The following is a 12302-nucleotide window of genomic DNA, read 5'->3' as shown; positions in this document are numbered from 1 at the left end:
GACCTGTTCAGCCGCGCCGGATTCAACGGCAGAATTCTCCTGTGTCATGACGTCGCCCCTTCAGATTTTGTCCCTTCTTTACCAAGCAAAATATGCCGGGACTGACGGGCGTCAAGCACAAGTTCAAGCATGCCTCCGTGCAGAGGCAGTATCTGATGATCCAAAACATCGCGCGCGACATCCGCCGCTACGCCGGCAGGTAAACGCACCGGAAAAAGGCGGCGCTCTGCGGAAAAATTGGTGGCGAGCAGCCAATGCCTGCCGTCCGGCAGTCTGCTGAACGCGGCAATACAGCCGGAAGGCCCGGACAGCACCGCCAGCAGGCTCCCCTCAGCCAGACCCGACTTCTGGCGGACGCGCATAACACGGCTCATACTCTGCAAAAAACTTGTGTCGTCCGCCCACTGGTTCTGCAATGCGCCGAACAGCAAACGCGCCTGCGGCCTGCCCTGCCGGGAAAGGCCGTTCGCCTGCCAAAGCGGCGCCGCGCCGAAACTTGCCGGGAAGCCATCTTGGGGCACTGCCAGATCAAGCGCGCCTGTCAAATCCTGCGGGCTGACAAAGACAAGCCCCGGCAAACCTGTCCGCCAAGCGAGCAAAGAAAAACAGGTTCTGCGCATAATCTCCACGTTATCGGGGCTTGCAGCCTGTACCGCGTCAAAATGCAACGCACGCGCGGCGACAGAGGCCGGCGTTGACCAGCGGCACAAACCGTCAGGCGATCCGCCGGAAAGATTCTGGGCCTTTTGCGCCAGATTGCGGCCTGTCGGCAAGTCCAGCAAAGGCCGCCAATCGACATGCTGCCAGTCATTCAGACCGCGCGCAATACGGCTGTGGTCTACCCCCGCCGCCAAGGATATCCGCAACAGCGCCGCAAGCGGAGCCGCGTCGGCGCTGAGCAGGGCATACGCCGCGGCGGGTGCGGCGATTGTGTCTTTTGTAAAATCCACAGACGCGGCAAGCACAGAGGCAGTAAGCGAGGGAGGCAGTACATCGGCCTGCACAATCCAACCGCCGTAGCGATGCGTCTCACGACTGATGTCATTCAAAGCTTCAGGCCCAGGCGACAGCTCGTCCCACAGCGCGACTCCGCTTTCCGCGTCCTGTGAAGATCCCTTGCCGGCGAAAGACGTCTGCCGCGCGTCAAGCCCCATCAGGGTTTCCAGCTTGACACCCGTCAACGTTTGCCTTTGCATGCCCGTATGTCGGATAACGGCAGCTGAAAAAATGCGGCGGGCCTGTCCTGAAGGGTCCTGCCAGAGCAGCACAGGCCGCGAAACGTCGCCGCTGTAACGGTATATCCAGCGCCGCGTCTGACCGTCAGCTCCGCGCACTGCCCCGGTAACAGCCCATCCGCCCGGCGTGGCCCAAGGCAGAAGATCACGGATTAGTAATTCCGGCAAAAGACCGTCTTGCGCAAAGCTCGTTGCCGCTTCAGGCACGAGAGGACGGCAATCCCATTCAGACTGCACCGTTGGCAGCAAGTTCCATTTTTTTTGCGGCGCTGAAACCATGGCGTAGACACCGTCAAAGCGGGCAGCCTGCCGCGCCTGAAGCATAAAATCCGGCCCAAGCCCGGTAGCGGCCGGGGGCAGATCGCCGCCCATCTGTATCTGAAGTTGGTCAAGACGTTCCGCCAGCTGTTCAAAGTCCGCCTCATCACCAAGAATCGGATCAAAATGAAAGGATGTGATGTTATCCCCGTCCGACGCCACCGACGTTAAAGCCCCCCATATATCGCCGTGCTCGCCGCTGGGGGCCACATACAGCCCGTTCATGCCCGCCTTGGACAAAAAATCCAGAAAATCCGGAGAGGCAAGCGCCTTGAAAACCGGCTGTCCGGCGCTGACAGCATGGGGATTGACGCTGAACCAGTTGGGCGCCGCCCTGAGCAGCACGGGCGCGCGGCGCGAGACGGCGCTGTTGCGCCAGAGCACCTGCGTTCCGGAAATTCCGGCTATCAACTGCGCCGCGGTGCCAAGCATAGATTGCCGCTCAAGCCATTGCAAATACGCGGGTTCTGCCCTCGGCAGTTCTTTTTTCGCGCCTGCCTGCGCAAAAGCTCTTCCGGGCGCGCCGGCATGCCGGCGCGGCGCACAGGCCGTCAGAACAGCCAATGTCAGCAGCAAAACAGTCGTGACACGCGCCGCGCTCACGATAAAACGACCATAACAGGCCCACGTCACTATCGACAGCACCTGCAGCACGACTTCCGTTACGCTTGTGGGGCAGAGACTTCTTCTGCCTTGGCCATATTCCACAGGGCCTCTTTTTCCTCCAGCGTCAGAGCCGCAAAATCCTGACTGCGCTCGCCGGCTTTTTTCTCCATAAAAACGAAACGCCGCAAAAAACGCCTCACCGCCAGATCCAGTGCTTCATTGGCTTTGATACCATTGCGACGGCCCATCTCAATAATAATGAAAAGCAGGTCGCCCAATTCACGCATGCGGTCACTCTCGTCACCATTTGCGGCGGCGTCAAGCCATTCCAGCCATTCAGCCTCCACCTGCTGTTCCACATCTGCATCGTTTTCCCAAGTAAAGCCGACGCACGCGGCTTTGGAGTGAATACGGTAGGCTTTGATCAGAGGCGGCAGAGAGTCCGGCAGGCCGGCGAAAATCCCCTGCTGCCTGCCTGCGTCAGCCTGTTCCACTCTTTTGATCTGTTCCCAAGCTTTCAGCTGCTCGTTGAGATCGCTGAAAACCGTGTTGCTGAAAACATGCGGATGGCGGCGCAGCATCTTTGCCCTGCCGACGTTCAACGCGTCGCCAAAACTGAATGCCCGCCGCTTTTCATACAAGCGGCTGACAGAAAGCAGCAAAAACGCCACATCCCCCATTTCTTCACAAATATCGGCAAGGTCGCCGGAGCGGATAGCGCTGACAAGTTCATGGCTTTCTTCAATAATATAATCCGCCAGACTTTCCGGCGTCTGCTCCCTGTCCCAGGGACAACCGTCAGGTCCGGTGAGCTTGTCAATAACTGCCAGAAATTCTTCCAACACGTTTTCCATACTTCCACCACGTTTAATAACCATTGATGAATCAGGGACGTTTCCACGCACCACGGAAACAGGTCCGTCAAATGCCAAGCCGGGCGCGCATGTCCTGAGGCAACCAGCCCTGCGCCTGTTCCATCAACGCGTTAAAATATGGCAGCACGCGCGATTGCTGCATAAAGGGTTCGTTGTAGAAAAAATTTTGCAGCGCAAGCAGCGCCAGCGCATACAGCAAAGCACCTTTGGCTAGTCCGGTAAAACCTCCCGCCAATTTGTCCGCCCAGGCAACAAAGAAAAATGTAAGAATTTTTTGCAGCACTCGGGCCAACAAAGACACAAGGAGAATAACACCCAGAAAAATAAGCACACACGCGGCAATACCCCGCCAGGCAGGGTCACTGATGGCCGTAAGGCGCGGGGCTAGCAAGGGGTGCCACGCGTGCGCGGCGCAAAAGCCGCCCACAAGAGAAACAAGACCGGCCATTTCTCCCACAAAACCCCGCACAAAACCCCGCCCGGCAAAGAAAACCAGAACAAGAACAATACTCAGATCAAAAATATTCTGCCCCATACGCACTCCAGCAATTGTGCAATGCTCCACCATAACAGAAGCCCGGCGAAGTGACAATGCGCGATGAGTCACCCTGACACGCTCGTTTCTATTTTCCTGTACAGAACAGACACATTTGGTTATTCTTTCGATAAGTTCAGCATGGGGGATGGCTTATATTTTAACTAAAGGTAAAAGCTATGGGCAAACTGGCGCGTTTTGGCGTTTCGCTGGATGAAGCTCTGCTGGAGCCGTTCGACGGGCTTTGCCGCCGCAAAAGCTACTCAAACCGCTCTGAGGCCATACGGGATCTGATCCGAAAGGCTCTGGTAGAAGAAACCTGGCGGGAGGCCCAGGACGAACAGGCCGGCACACTGACGCTTGTGTATGATCACCACAAAAACGACCTTGCACGGCGGCTTATGAACATTCAGCATGGCGACCACGATATTATTGTAACTACACTGCACGTACACCTTGATCATCACAATTGTCTTGAAGTTCTTGTAATCAAAGGGCAAACCGCACGCGTGCACGTGCTTGCCGACAGGCTGATCTCCTGCAAGGGCGTCAAACACGGCACATTCACTCTGACCACGACAGGACAAGATCTGGTGTGATGGAAGATGTGCAAAATTACAGTCCCGCCGTGCCCCTGAATATTGACAGGGCAGGCATACGCGAGCTCAAGCTGCCGCTTCTCGTGCGCGACCGCTCAGATGGCACGCAACGGACAGTGGCTTTGGTGGATCTGGGCGTTGACCTGCCTTCGGCCTTCAAGGGCGCCCATATGAGCCGCTTTGTGGAAGCTTTGAACGCCTGGGACGATGAAATAAACTATCAGTCCGTGCGCCGATTGCTGGAAAACATCAAAAACCGTCTGGGCGCGCAACGAGCCTATGCGCGCTTTTGCTTTCCCTATTTCATCCGCAAGACGGCCCCCGCCTCATGCAGCAAAAGTTCTGTGCCGTACGAATGCCGCCTGACAGGCGAACTGGATGAAAACGGACAGTCCTTTCTGCTGGAAATGGATGTGCCAGTGATGACGGTCTGCCCCTGCTCAAGGGCAATCAGCCGTGATAGCGCGCACAGCCAACGCGCCATTGTGCGTATGAACGTGCGCATGGCCGGTTTTTCCTGGCTGGAAGAATTTATTGAAATGGCTGAAGAATCCGGCTCTTCAGCCGTGTATACACTGCTCAAACGCGAAGACGAGAAATTTGTCACCGAGCACGCCTTCGCTCACCCGGCATTTGTGGAAGATGTCGTACGTAATGTGGCGCAACGGCTTTTCGCACATGAGCACGTGGAGTGGTTCAGCGTGGAAGTGGAGAGCATGGAGTCCATCCACAGCCACAATGCCTTCGCTCGTATAGAACGTAGCGTCAATCGCGCTGCCGCAGGGCAACAGCACGGAGAATCACCATAAAACCCAAAAAACCCAAAAGGTAAATATCGTGCCGGCCGTTGAAAAACTGTTTGCGCCTGAAAACTGTTTGTGCTAATTTGGCTCACGGGGTGATATGAATGATCGACGTCAAGCATGAGCTAGGAACGCAGGCACTAAATGCCTATTCCGTAGGCATGACTATGACAGCGCACAATGGTCAATGGCATCACGGTCGGCTTTAAACCGCAAAGCGTGGTGTCGCCACAGGGCCAGACAGCGTGGGCGTGAAAATGGAATGGAAATGATTTTGCAGGGCAATGGCCTCGCCAGACCCATTCCCCTTGAAGCACAAAGCGGCCTCGCCCTCCGGCCAGACTTTACGTCACGACGAAGCGGGAGCTGCGACAACGCATCCTGAGTGTGATGCCCCGGAGGCACAGATATCGGCTGTGAAATGACAAGTATGATCATCGCCCGGCGCAGCTTTGAGACCAACACAAAAATCATCCGCACCGCCGGTGACATGCTGGACACCTTGCCGGATTAAGAACCTGAAAGACAGCCGGGGCAAAACTATACTTGCCGTTGCTCCGGGTTTCAGTGCAGCGCTTTGGCAGGGGCGCAAAAAACAGGAGTACGGATGGTAAAACACCTGAGAGTGTGTGCGCTGTTGATGGGTATGAGCTTCATTTTCGGCTGTGCGGCAAAACAGGGTTCTCAGCAGACAGACGTGCGCAACGCGCAATTCCACCATACTTATGAAGCCTCCTTCGACAAGAACCAGCCTCAGGCCAGCCTTCGTCTGTTGCGCAAAGCGCAGTCGGCTATCGGTGTGCCCTATGTGCGCGGTGGCATCACCCCAGGTGGCTTTGACTGCTCGGGCTTTGTCAGCTGGGCATACAAAAGCGTAGGGGTGGCTTTACCCCGCACAGCCAGGGAACAATCCGGCATAGGCCGACAAATTGGGAAGACTGAAGATATGCGCGCCGGCGACATCGTCGCCTTCCACCATCCGCGCCGCGGTTACCATACCGGCATTTATGTGGGTGACGGCAAATTTATACACAGCCCACACCGCCGCACATCCGTGCGCATCACTTCGCTTGACGACCCTTATTTCAACAAAAATTTTCTTGGTGCGCGACGCGTCAGCTTTGACGGCAATGAAAACCTTATGGCACAGGCGGAAAACCGCCTCAACGATTACACAGAAGAAAAAACCCTGCGAGACCTGACGACCAATAAAAAACGCGACGTCAAAAACCGGCGCGACGTCAAGTCCGGCAAACCCGGCAAAGCGACACAGCTTGCCGTGAACAACAGGGCCGGCAAGAACGCGGAAAAAGGCGATCGTTCTCCTGTGGCGTCGTCTAAAAAATCCGCATCAGCCAACGTCGATACAAAAAGTAAACCCTCCAAGTCAAGAACCGCGACCGTCGAACGGAAGAAAGCAAAAAACAGTCTCGCGGATGTCGGCAACGGACTAAAAAACATAACTTCGCAGAAAATCAGGCAGAAAGCAAAAAAATCATAGGAAGCCATATGCAGCTATGCTGCGTCTGTCTGCCCAGCGCAAACCCTGCAAAAGCTTTGTGCGCCCTGTGGACATTGCGAACCGGATGAAGCGACAGCCCCGCGTGTGCCCGCCGCGCAGAGGGAAGAAAATCCCATTGTCTTCATGCACGATTCCGGCAACCGCTAAAAAATAATTTTCGGCAAGGCTTGACGGAAACCTAGTAAAATTATAGACACCTGATTTAATGTGTTCCTTAAAAATAAGAATATTTGCAAAAATTTTTCCGGGATTATAAATATTTTCCAGTCGCGCCCCTGCAAGTGGGACGCTGAGTGGGAAAACGATGTGCGGAGGGGTTCCCGAGTGGCCAAAGGGAACAGACTGTAAATCTGTCGTCGTACGACTTCGGTGGTTCAAATCCACCCCCCTCCACCACCATTTTCGTCTACGGCTTTTCATAAAATGTTACGTGATGATTGAATAAATTGCCTTGGCTGTAGGAGACAGCGTAACTGTCGGAGAACTACGGTGTGGTGTATAGCCGTCAGGCTTGGATGCCTGACGCACAGCGACAGCATCGCCGGCGTGCGGGAATAGCTCAACGGCTAGAGCATCAGCCTTCCAAGCTGAGGGTTGCGGGTTCGAATCCCGTTTCCCGCTCCACACCCGCAATGACTGCCTTCTCCAATTTGCCTCGGCCCATATGTGTTCCCTGCCATCAGGGAGTCAGTGCAGGCAACGGCAACACCCGTCTGACGGGGGTTTGTCACACCATGAATCTTGCGCGAGGAACATGCCCCTCCTGACAGCGCGGGAGCCCGGCAATGCGGGGCAAGAAACCCCATAAACTTTTTTCTTAGGGAGACGGACAAATGGGCAAGGAAAAATATGAACGCAAAAAGCCTCATGTCAACATCGGCACTATCGGTCATATTGACCACGGAAAAACAACCCTGACAGCAGCCATCACCAAGATTGCCGCTCTGAAGGGTCAAGGCAAATTCATTTCTTTTGATGAAATTGACAAGGCCCCTGAAGAAAGGGAACGCGGCATTACCATCGCCACCATGCATGTGGAATATGAAACGGCAAAACGGCATTACGCGCATGTGGACTGCCCCGGTCACGCCGACTACATCAAAAATATGATCACCGGCGCCGCACAAATGGACGGCGGCATTCTTGTTGTGGCCGCCACCGACGGTCCCATGCCGCAGACCAACGAGCATATTCTGCTGGCTCGTCAGGTTGGCGTTCCCCATCTTGTGGTCTTTCTGAACAAATGCGATCTAGTTGACGACGAAGAACTGCTGGAACTTGTGGAATTGGAAGTTCGCGAGAAGCTGTCTTCTTATAATTTCCCCGGCAATGATGTGCCTATTATCCGCGGCTCCGCGCTGAAGGCCCTCGAATGCGACGACCCCAATGCGCCGGAAGCAAAATGCGTTGGAGATCTTCTGCAGGCGTGCGACGATTTTATTCCTGAACCGCAACGCGATATTGACAAACCCTTCCTCATGCCCATTGAAGACGTCTTTTCTATTTCCGGTCGCGGCACAGTGGTAACAGGCCGTGTGGAACGCGGCGTCCTGAAGGTGGGTGATGAAGTCGAAATTGTGGGTATCAAGCCAACCCAGAAAACCACCTGCACAGGCGTTGAAATGTTTCGCAAACTCCTTGTTCAGGGGCAGGCCGGCGATAATATCGGCGCTCTTTTGCGCGGCACAAAACGTGATGATGTGGAACGCGGTCAGGTTCTGGCCGCACCGAAATCCATTACCCCGCACAAAAAATTCAAAGCGGAAGTGTATGTGCTCTCCAAAGAAGAAGGCGGACGTCATACACCGTTCTTCTCCGGCTACCGTCCGCAATTCTACTTCCGCACAACGGACGTCACAGGCATCATCAACTTGCCTGAAGGTGTGGAAATGGTGATGCCCGGCGACAATTCGCAGTTCATTGTCGAACTCATCGCCCCCATCGCCATGGAAGGTGGTCTGCGTTTCGCCATACGTGAAGGCGGGCGCACTGTGGGTTCAGGTGTCGTTACTGAAATCATCGAGTGATAACGTATGCGAGTAAACATTATTTTTGCCTGCACAGAGTGCAAACGACACAACTACAGCACCCGAAAAAACAAAAAAAATACCACAGGGCGTCTTGAATTGAAAAAATACTGCCCATGGGACAAAAAACATACGTTGCATCGTGAAACCAGATAACTTCATCCGTTCAAGGGGCACCATGCCCTCGAACAACAAGTGCAGGGCAGTAGCTCCAACGGTTAGAGCGGCGGTCTCCAAAACCGCAAGTTGGGGGTTCGAATCCCTCCTGCCCTGCCATTTAATTACCTGGCGGCGCCATGACAAAAAAACAGGATCAACCCACTGAACTTAAATCGGATAATGCCTTGAATCTTGTTATGCGTTTTGCGCGCTATGCGGAGGACGCAAAGGCTGAATTGCGCAAAATCACTTGGCCCACATTGCCCGAGACGCGAAAAGCCACTCTGGCTGTATTGGGCTTTGTAGCCGTGATGGCCGTCATTCTCGGGCTGGCGGATCTTGGTCTGTCAGCTCTGATCAAATCTATCCTGTCTTAAAAGGCTGTTATGAAAGATTCCGTCATTGATGAAAATTCAGATCTAGACCAAAAATCGCGTTGGTACATTGTGCACACCTACTCAGGTTTTGAGCAGCGGGTGCAAAAAACCATTAGTGAAATGATCCGCACCGGTCAGGATCAGGGTCTTATCCAAGAAATAGTTCTCCCTACTGAAAAGGTGGTTGAACTTTCCAAAGGCGGTGAAAAACGCACAACAACGAGTAAGATATATCCCGGATATATCATGGTGCGGATGATTATGACAGATCTCTCCTGGCACCTGGTGCAATCCATCCCCAAGGTGACAGGTTTTGTTGGCGGCAAAAATCGCCCAACTCCCATGCGCGATGTTGAGGCCGAGCGTATTCTGGAGCTGATGGAAACACGACAGGAAACGCCGCGGCCCAAGTTCAATTTTGACAGAGGCGACGAAGTTCGCATTATTGATGGGCCGTTTGGAGGCTTCAACGGCATGGTGGAAGATGTTAACTACGACAAGGGTAAACTGCGTGTTTCTGTTTCCATTTTCGGCCGTCAGACGCCGGTGGAACTGGATTTTGTGCAGGTTTCAAAAGGGTAAACGTTGCCCTGTGGGTACACCTTTGGTGCACACGCTCATACCGCATACAGCGATGAAGGATAACGCAAATGGCCAAAAAAGAAGTTGCCAGAATCAAATTGCAAATACCCGCCGGCGCGGCGAATCCCTCTCCTCCCGTGGGCCCGGCGCTTGGTCAGCACGGTTTGAACATCATGGGTTTTTGCAAAGAATTCAATGCCCGTACACAAGACCAAAAAGGAATGATCCTCCCTGTGGTCATTACAGTTTATGCTGACCGTTCCTTCTCATTCATTACCAAAACCCCGCCTGCCGCGGTCTTGATTATGAAGGCCGCCAAAGTTGAAAAGGGTTCCGGAGAACCCAACAGAAATAAAATGGGTGCAATTTCCCTCGCCCAGGCAGAAGAAATTGCGCGCATGAAATTGCCTGACCTCAATGCCGCTTCTCTGGAAACTGCGATTAAATCCATTGCAGGCACCGCACGCAGCATGGGCATTGATATAACATAACCCGCTTCAGGCTTTTTGACCTATAAATGAACCTTGTACAACGAGCCGTCCTGCATGCGGCGGAAAGTCCGAGGCCCCTGACGCGGCGGCCGGCCTTTCCGCGATTTTCCGTTGAAATTAATTGTACTGCTGTTTTTATCCACATCTGAAAACGGCGGGAGATACAAAACGACAAGGAATGAATCATGCCCAGAAATGGCAAAAAATTTTCCAAGGCCCTGGAAGGTCTTGACCCACAGAAACGTTATGGTATTGAAGATGCTGTAAATCAATCCCTGCACGTCTCCTTTGCCAAATTTGACGAATCTGTTGATGTTGCAATACGTTTAGGTGTTGACCCCAAATACTCGGATCAGATGGTACGCGGTGCGGTCACACTTCCCCACGGCCTTGGCAAAACCGTCAGGGTGGCCGTCTTCTGTAAAGGCGAAAAGCAAACCGAGGCGCGCGAAGCTGGCGCCGACGCTGTTGGAGCAGAAGAACTTGTCGCAAAAATTAAAGAAGGCTGGCGTGAATTTGATGCAGCAGTTGCCACACCCGATGTTATGGCGCTTGTTGGTCAGATCGGCCGTCTGCTTGGCCCCCACGGCCTGATGCCCAATGCCAAAACAGGCTCAGTCACATTTGAAGTAGGCAAGGTTATTGCTGAACTCAAAGCCGGCCGTGTTGAATTCAGAGTTGACAAAGGAGGCGTGCTGCACGCTCCTCTTGGCAAAGTCTCTTTTGGTGCTGAAAAAATTCTCGGTAATCTCAAAGCGTTGCTTGAAGCTGTCACCCGATTGAAACCTTCTGCCGCAAAAGGCGTGTATATGTATTCAATGGCCGTTTCCACAACGATGGGGCCGGGTTTCAAGATTGACATGCCGATGGTTAAAAAATTTCTTGAGGGCTGACATCCGAAACAGCTTATGCTTCAGCTTGCCGCTTGCGGCGCAATACATTTGCCTTGCGGCAAGATCCCGGCAAGGATTTTTAATAAAATCCTTCCAAGGCAAATTGACATCTCCCGTGTTAATTTGCCCCGACTGGTTGTAACAACAACCTTGGCAGAGGAATACGGAATTCGAGTCGAAGACGACAGGCGGGCAAAACCCATAAATTCCTGTCCAGACGCTTCAACTTTGACTCGGCATTCCATCCGACAACCCTGAATGTGAGAGGTGTCACGTGAACAGGTCTGAAAAAGCCGTTATTATAGAAGCCATCAAAACAAAAACAGACAAGGCTTCTTTTGCGGTTCTGACCGACTTCAAGGGAATGACGGTGGAAGAGCTGACGAACCTTCGGGTGAGCCTGAAAAAATCAGGCGGCGAATATCATATCGTTAAAAACACCTTGGCTCGCATTGCTTTCACCGGCGGCACACACGACGCGATCAAGGATAAATTCCATGAAAACTGCGGCGTGGCCCTTGGCCATGAAAATCCTGTGGCGGTGGCCAAGACGCTCAATGATTTTGTCAAGCAGAGCAAGCTGTTCAAGCTGCGCTGTGCCGATCTGAAAGGCAGGGAACTGACTGCAGACCAGGTTGAGGCTTTGGCAAGGCTTCCCGGCAGGGAACAGTTGCTTGCCCAGCTGCTTGGCACCATAAACGCCGTGCCCACTAGTTTTGTGTCGCTGTTCGCCAATTTGTTACGCGGTTTCCTTTATATTTTAAAAGGCATTGAAGAACAAAAGAACAATGCGGCCGCGTAACGCGTTTCGGCGAGAACAGTTTAAATTTTAACTGCCAAAAATCAGGAGTTTACCATGTCCCTAACCAAGGAAGAAGTTATCGCCTTTATTTCTGATATGACTGTGCTCGAACTTTCAGAGCTCATCAAGGAGCTGGAAGAGAAATTTGGCGTATCTGCTGTAGCGCCAGCCGCGGCAATGGTAATGGCGGTGCCCGCAGCTGACGCTGACGCAGCAGTCGCAGAAGAAGAAAAAACTGAATTCGATGTGATCCTCAAAGAAACCGGCGCCAACAAAATTAACGTGATCAAAGCGGTTCGCGCTTTGACTAGCCTTGGCCTCAAGGAGGCCAAGGAAAAAGTTGACGGCGCTCCTTCAACTATTAAAGAAGCGGTCTCAAAGGAAGAAGCTGAAGAAGCGAGAAAACAGCTTGCCGACGCAGGCGCAACCGTCGAAGTCAAGTAAATCCGTCTTCAGGTCTCACGGGCCTGACGCAGGC

The 12302-nt window shown here is 53.4% G+C and carries 15 protein-coding genes and 3 tRNA genes; 15 read left to right on the top strand and 3 right to left on the bottom strand.

From position 1 onward, the window contains the following. Positions 1–44: 44 nt before the first annotated feature. Genes RSDT_RS01915 through RSDT_RS01905 form a run of 3 tightly spaced genes read right to left on the bottom strand, consistent with a single transcriptional unit; the run spans position 45 to position 3569 of the window. Positions 45–2261: a hypothetical protein gene (locus tag RSDT_RS01915; RefSeq protein ID WP_145954795.1), complete on the bottom strand. Its 2217-nt coding sequence runs from the start codon at positions 2259–2261 to the stop codon at positions 45–47. Beyond that, positions 2216–3037, bottom strand: coding sequence for a nucleoside triphosphate pyrophosphohydrolase (gene mazG, locus RSDT_RS01910; RefSeq protein ID WP_408606709.1), 822 nt, complete (start codon positions 3035–3037; stop codon positions 2216–2218). The genes RSDT_RS01915 and mazG overlap by 46 nt, the downstream gene beginning before the upstream one ends. Before the next feature lie 43 nt (positions 3038–3080). Then, entirely contained in the window at positions 3081–3569 is a 489-nt protein-coding gene (locus tag RSDT_RS01905; protein ID WP_096399340.1) for a CvpA family protein, read from the bottom strand. A 179-nt stretch (positions 3570–3748) separates the two neighbouring features. Here RSDT_RS01905 and nikR point away from each other — a divergent pair, with 179 nt between their 5' ends. The 15 genes from nikR to rplL all read left to right on the top strand — a co-directional run bounded on the left by nikR (position 3749) and on the right by rplL (position 12268). Beyond that, positions 3749–4168 (top strand): nickel-responsive transcriptional regulator NikR, encoded by a 420-nt coding sequence (gene nikR / locus RSDT_RS01900; protein ID WP_096399339.1) that lies wholly within the window; start codon positions 3749–3751, stop codon positions 4166–4168. Further along, complete coding sequence (gene folE2 / locus RSDT_RS01895; protein ID WP_096400395.1) at positions 4168–4977, top strand: GTP cyclohydrolase FolE2; 810 nt, start codon at positions 4168–4170, stop codon at positions 4975–4977. The genes nikR and folE2 overlap by 1 nt, the downstream gene beginning before the upstream one ends. Positions 4978–5392: 415 nt before the next feature. Then, positions 5393–5485, top strand: coding sequence for a flagellar basal body rod C-terminal domain-containing protein (locus tag RSDT_RS07725; RefSeq protein WP_096399338.1), 93 nt, complete (start codon positions 5393–5395; stop codon positions 5483–5485). Positions 5486–5578: 93 nt separating this feature from the next. Then, entirely contained in the window at positions 5579–6472 is an 894-nt protein-coding gene (locus RSDT_RS01885) for a C40 family peptidase (protein WP_096399337.1), read from the top strand. 331 nt (positions 6473–6803) lie between these two features. Then, positions 6804–6889, top strand: a tRNA-Tyr gene (locus RSDT_RS01880). A gap of 152 nt (positions 6890–7041) precedes the next feature. Then, positions 7042–7117, top strand: a tRNA-Gly gene (locus RSDT_RS01875). A gap of 209 nt (positions 7118–7326) precedes the next feature. Further along, positions 7327–8520, top strand: coding sequence for an elongation factor Tu (gene tuf / locus RSDT_RS01870; RefSeq protein WP_096399336.1), 1194 nt, complete (start codon positions 7327–7329; stop codon positions 8518–8520). 6 nt (positions 8521–8526) lie between these two features. Beyond that, on the top strand, positions 8527–8676 hold the full coding sequence (gene rpmG / locus RSDT_RS01865) for a 50S ribosomal protein L33 (RefSeq protein WP_096399335.1): 150 nt from the start codon (positions 8527–8529) through the stop codon (positions 8674–8676). Positions 8677–8719: 43 nt separating this feature from the next. Beyond that, a tRNA-Trp gene (locus RSDT_RS01860) sits at positions 8720–8796 on the top strand. Between the two features lie 20 nt (positions 8797–8816). Further along, positions 8817–9056 (top strand): preprotein translocase subunit SecE, encoded by a 240-nt coding sequence (gene secE, locus RSDT_RS01855; protein WP_096399334.1) that lies wholly within the window; start codon positions 8817–8819, stop codon positions 9054–9056. Positions 9057–9065: 9 nt separating this feature from the next. Further along, positions 9066–9638: a transcription termination/antitermination protein NusG gene (nusG, locus tag RSDT_RS01850; RefSeq protein ID WP_096399333.1), complete on the top strand. Its 573-nt coding sequence runs from the start codon at positions 9066–9068 to the stop codon at positions 9636–9638. 68 nt (positions 9639–9706) lie between these two features. Continuing rightward, positions 9707–10129: a 50S ribosomal protein L11 gene (gene rplK / locus RSDT_RS01845; RefSeq protein WP_096399332.1), complete on the top strand. Its 423-nt coding sequence runs from the start codon at positions 9707–9709 to the stop codon at positions 10127–10129. A 185-nt stretch (positions 10130–10314) separates the two neighbouring features. Beyond that, complete coding sequence (rplA, locus tag RSDT_RS01840) at positions 10315–11022, top strand: 50S ribosomal protein L1 (protein ID WP_096399331.1); 708 nt, start codon at positions 10315–10317, stop codon at positions 11020–11022. Between the two features lie 274 nt (positions 11023–11296). Further along, positions 11297–11824: a 50S ribosomal protein L10 gene (rplJ, locus tag RSDT_RS01835; RefSeq protein ID WP_096399330.1), complete on the top strand. Its 528-nt coding sequence runs from the start codon at positions 11297–11299 to the stop codon at positions 11822–11824. Positions 11825–11878: 54 nt separating this feature from the next. Further along, the gene (rplL, locus tag RSDT_RS01830) at positions 11879–12268 is read left to right on the top strand and encodes a 50S ribosomal protein L7/L12 (protein ID WP_096399329.1); all 390 of its coding nucleotides are present in this window, start codon (positions 11879–11881) and stop codon (positions 12266–12268) included. Positions 12269–12302: the final 34 nt, after the last annotated feature.

Origin of the sequence: Candidatus Desulfovibrio trichonymphae (assembly GCF_002355955.1) — a bacterium.
Lineage (GTDB): Bacteria > Desulfobacterota > Desulfovibrionia > Desulfovibrionales > Desulfovibrionaceae > Desulfovibrio > Desulfovibrio trichonymphae.
The sequence above is the reverse complement of the archived record's forward strand: the minus strand, read 5'-3'. Positions and strand labels throughout refer to the sequence as shown.

Bases quoted from the DNA above. Each gene is read 5' to 3' on its own strand.
- mazG (WP_408606709.1), bottom strand. From the start codon at position 3,037: ATGGTTATTAAACGTGGTGGAAGTATGGAAAACGTGTTGGAAGAATTT.
- RSDT_RS01905 (WP_096399340.1), bottom strand. From the start codon at position 3,569: ATGGGGCAGAATATTTTTGATCTGAGTATTGTTCTTGTTCTGGTTTTC.
- nikR (WP_096399339.1), top strand. From the start codon at position 3,749: ATGGGCAAACTGGCGCGTTTTGGCGTTTCGCTGGATGAAGCTCTGCTG.
- folE2 (WP_096400395.1), top strand. From the start codon at position 4,168: ATGGAAGATGTGCAAAATTACAGTCCCGCCGTGCCCCTGAATATTGAC.
- RSDT_RS07725 (WP_096399338.1), top strand. From the start codon at position 5,393: ATGACAAGTATGATCATCGCCCGGCGCAGCTTTGAGACCAACACAAAA.
- RSDT_RS01885 (WP_096399337.1), top strand. From the start codon at position 5,579: ATGGTAAAACACCTGAGAGTGTGTGCGCTGTTGATGGGTATGAGCTTC.
- tuf (WP_096399336.1), top strand. From the start codon at position 7,327: ATGGGCAAGGAAAAATATGAACGCAAAAAGCCTCATGTCAACATCGGC.
- rpmG (WP_096399335.1), top strand. From the start codon at position 8,527: ATGCGAGTAAACATTATTTTTGCCTGCACAGAGTGCAAACGACACAAC.
- secE (WP_096399334.1), top strand. From the start codon at position 8,817: ATGACAAAAAAACAGGATCAACCCACTGAACTTAAATCGGATAATGCC.
- nusG (WP_096399333.1), top strand. From the start codon at position 9,066: ATGAAAGATTCCGTCATTGATGAAAATTCAGATCTAGACCAAAAATCG.
- rplK (WP_096399332.1), top strand. From the start codon at position 9,707: ATGGCCAAAAAAGAAGTTGCCAGAATCAAATTGCAAATACCCGCCGGC.
- rplA (WP_096399331.1), top strand. From the start codon at position 10,315: ATGCCCAGAAATGGCAAAAAATTTTCCAAGGCCCTGGAAGGTCTTGAC.
- rplL (WP_096399329.1), top strand. From the start codon at position 11,879: ATGTCCCTAACCAAGGAAGAAGTTATCGCCTTTATTTCTGATATGACT.